The organism is Anabaena sp. UHCC 0253 (genome assembly GCF_009712085.1).
Taxonomy (GTDB): domain Bacteria; phylum Cyanobacteriota; class Cyanobacteriia; order Cyanobacteriales; family Nostocaceae; genus Dolichospermum.
Window position 1 is genome coordinate 402,788 of the sequence record NZ_VILD01000001.1, and the last position, 3,101, is coordinate 405,888.

Sequence of the window (3,101 nt, forward strand, 5' to 3'; positions counted from 1 at the left end):
AGTCGTAGCCTTCGCCGGAGCCGGAGCCGTAGCCTTCGCCGGAGCCGGAGCCTTCGCCGGAGCCTTCGCCTTCGCCGTAGCCGGAGCCTTCGCCGGAGCCTTCGCCTTCGCCTTCGCCTTCGCCTTCGCCGTAGCCGTAGCCTTCGCCGGAGCCTTCGCCGTAGCCGGAGCCTTCGCCGGAGCCTTCGCCGGAGCCGTAGCCTTCGCCGGAGCCGTAGTTTTTGTACCTTTTAGTGCTTATATAGGCTGGCGTAGTTTTAAGGGGGATGAAAGAGATCCTTGGATTCGTTCATTTGCCATTGCTTTTGCTGCTACAGGTGGCACAAGTTTTCGTGGTGCTTATTTAACTGATGCTGATTTTACTGGTGCAACTCTGAAAAACACAGATTTCAGAACAGCAAATATAACACGCACTCGTTTTTATGAAGTCAAAAAACTTGATTTTGCTAGACCTGGTAATACTATATTGAGTAACCCTGCTGTTCTCAATTTGCTCATTACTCTAAATGGTAGGAGTAAATCTTATACTGGTGCTAACCTCAGAGGGGCAAACCTGAAAGATGCAGACTTGAAAGAGGCCAATTTAAAAGATGCTGATATTATTGAAGCCACTTTTCAAGGAGCTAATTTAGAATGGGCAAACCTGACTCTTGCTCAAGCCGTTGGTACTAATTTCACCAATGCTAAAATGACAGGTGCTTGTGTGAAAGCTTGGAATATTGAAAGTACAACTATATTAGATAATGTAGATTGTCGCTTTGTTTATCTTTTAGAAGATCCCAAACCTGGAACAGATGATCGTGAACGCCGTCCTAGTAGTGGGGAATTTCAACCAGAAGAATTTACCAAATTATTTGAAGAGGTTTTAAATACTGTTGATTTAATTTTCCGTGACGGTATTAACTGGCAAGCTTTTGTTAATGCTTTTAAAACGGTGCAAGTTCAAAATAAATTCACTAAAGCTGAATTAGCTATCCAGAGTATTGAAAATAAAGGTGGTGGGGTAGTTGTTGTTAAAGTTGCTGTTCCTGATGATGCTGATAAAGAAAAGATTCATAGCGGTTTTACTCAAAATTATCAATTAGCATTAGCAGCAGTAGAAGAAAAATATAAATCACTTTTACAAGCAAAAGATAATGAAATAGTTATTTATCGCCAACAAAGTGCTGACATGAAAGAAATTACTAGCTTGTTAGCAGAAAAATCTATAAATGTTCAAATTCAAGCAATAGCAGGGAGTAAAAGCATGAATGATAATCACCAACAGTCTGTAAATATAGGCGGGAATGTCACTGGATCAACTATTAATTTAGGTAAAATTAGTGGTACAGTCACAAATACCATTAATGAATTACCATCTTCACCCGAACCGGATAAACCGGGAATTAAAGAATTATTGACACAACTGCAAACAGCAATTGAGGCTGATAATAATTTAAGTGAAGAAGATAAAACTGAGGCTTTAGAACAAATCAAATCTTTAGCAGAAGCAGGTAAAAATCCTCAAGAAGGTGCAATGCAAAAAGCAGCGAAAACAGCAATCAAGATTTTGAAAGGGACAATTTCTAGCTTACCAAGTGCTGCAACTTTAGTTGAGCCATGTAGTAAACTTTTACCACTAATTTCTAGTGTTCTAGGTTTAGGTTAGAGGATATTTTAAATATTTTGGGCGAATAGAATTCGCAGCTACACAAACAAAGTCCACCTCCGTGGACTAAAAAAATTTGAAATTTAACCCACGAAGGTGGGTTTCGTCTGTGTAGACGCGGTTTATAACCGCCCCTTTCTAACCGCCCCCTTTCTAAAAATCCCGTTAAAATGGGAAATAGAACCTCCTTGATCGGAGATTAGTCACGAGGTATGAATCATGACTGCTGTAACTTTACAAATACCAAAATCACTAAAATTCACAGATGATGAATTTGTGGAAATAGTCGCTGCTAATAAAGATTTGCGTTTAGAATTATCGGCTCAAGGAGAATTAAGTATCATGTCACCAACAGGAGGAGAAACAGGAGATAGAAACCTAGAATTAGGCGGACAAGTTTGGTTTTGGAATCGCCAAAAAGGTTTAGGAAAAGCTTTTGATTCTTCCACAGGTTTTAAATTACCAAATGGTGCTACCCGTTCCCCTGATGTGTCTTGGATAAAAATAGAAAGATGGAATGCACTCACACCAGAAACAAGAAAAAAGTTTCTGCCATTATGTCCTGATTTTGTAATTGAATTAGTTTCAGAAAGCGATGATTTAGCAGATACTCAAGCCAAAATGCGAGAATATATCGCCAATGGTTTACGCTTAGGTTGGTTAATTAATCCTAAAAATCAACAAGTAGAAATTTATCGCCAAAATCAAGAAATAGAAATTTTACAATCTCCTCAAAACTTGTCAGGAGAAGATGTATTACCAGATTTTATTTTAGATTTGCAACCGATTTTTTCATGATAGATTTAACGGTTATTGGTTGGATGCCATACAATTGAGGATGCATGAGGGTGCATGAGGGCGCATGAGGGCGCAGACCCTGCGCCCCTACTTTTTAATACACACAGTATTTTTTTACCTAATCTAGTGAAAATATCCTGAAATTTAGCTGTCTTCAGCATCAGCGAGAAATCCACACCCTAAATTTCCCAAACATCGCGCTAGGATGTAATACAGTTAACGGCATAGTTTCAGGCGATTCAGTTGCTATGGAAAATTTTCCCATCAAGGCTGTACAAGCCCCCTATTACGGCGATAGCTCTTACCGGACTCCGCCACCAGATTTACCTTCTTTACTATTGAAGGAGCGAATTGTTTATTTGGGTATGCCATTAGTTCCTGCTGTTACAGAATTAATTGTTGCCCAATTGCTGTATTTGCAGTCGGATGATCCCGAAAAGCCAATTAAAATCTACATCAACTCCACAGGTACTTCTGGTTACAGTGGCGAACCTATCGGTTTTGAAACCGAAGCCTTCGCTATCTATGACACTATGAAATACATCAAGCCTCCCATTCACACCATTTGTATTGGTTCAGCAATGGGTATGGCGGCGATGATTCTTAGTGCTGGGACAAAAGGCTGTCGTGCTAGTTTACCCAATTCTTCTATTAT

The 3,101-nt window shown here is 39.9% G+C and carries 3 protein-coding genes; all 3 read left to right on the top strand.

The window, feature by feature from the left end; all coding sequences use genetic code 11:
* A partial coding sequence (locus tag FJR38_RS01795; RefSeq protein WP_254449313.1) for a pentapeptide repeat-containing protein occupies positions 1-1,648 on the top strand: 1,648 nt, incomplete at its 5' end.
* Between the two features lie 219 nt (positions 1,649-1,867).
* A complete protein-coding gene (locus tag FJR38_RS01800) occupies positions 1,868-2,446 on the top strand; it encodes a Uma2 family endonuclease (protein ID WP_168535062.1) in 579 nt (192 codons plus the stop codon).
* A gap of 248 nt (positions 2,447-2,694) precedes the next feature.
* Positions 2,695-3,101 (top strand): ATP-dependent Clp protease proteolytic subunit (locus FJR38_RS01805; RefSeq protein WP_174763849.1); only part of this gene is annotated, 407 nt, incomplete at its 3' end.

Excerpts from the sequence above, each read along its gene's own strand:
- FJR38_RS01800 (WP_168535062.1), top strand. The coding sequence starts at position 1,868 with ATGACTGCTGTAACTTTACAAATACCAAAATCACTAAAATTCACAGAT.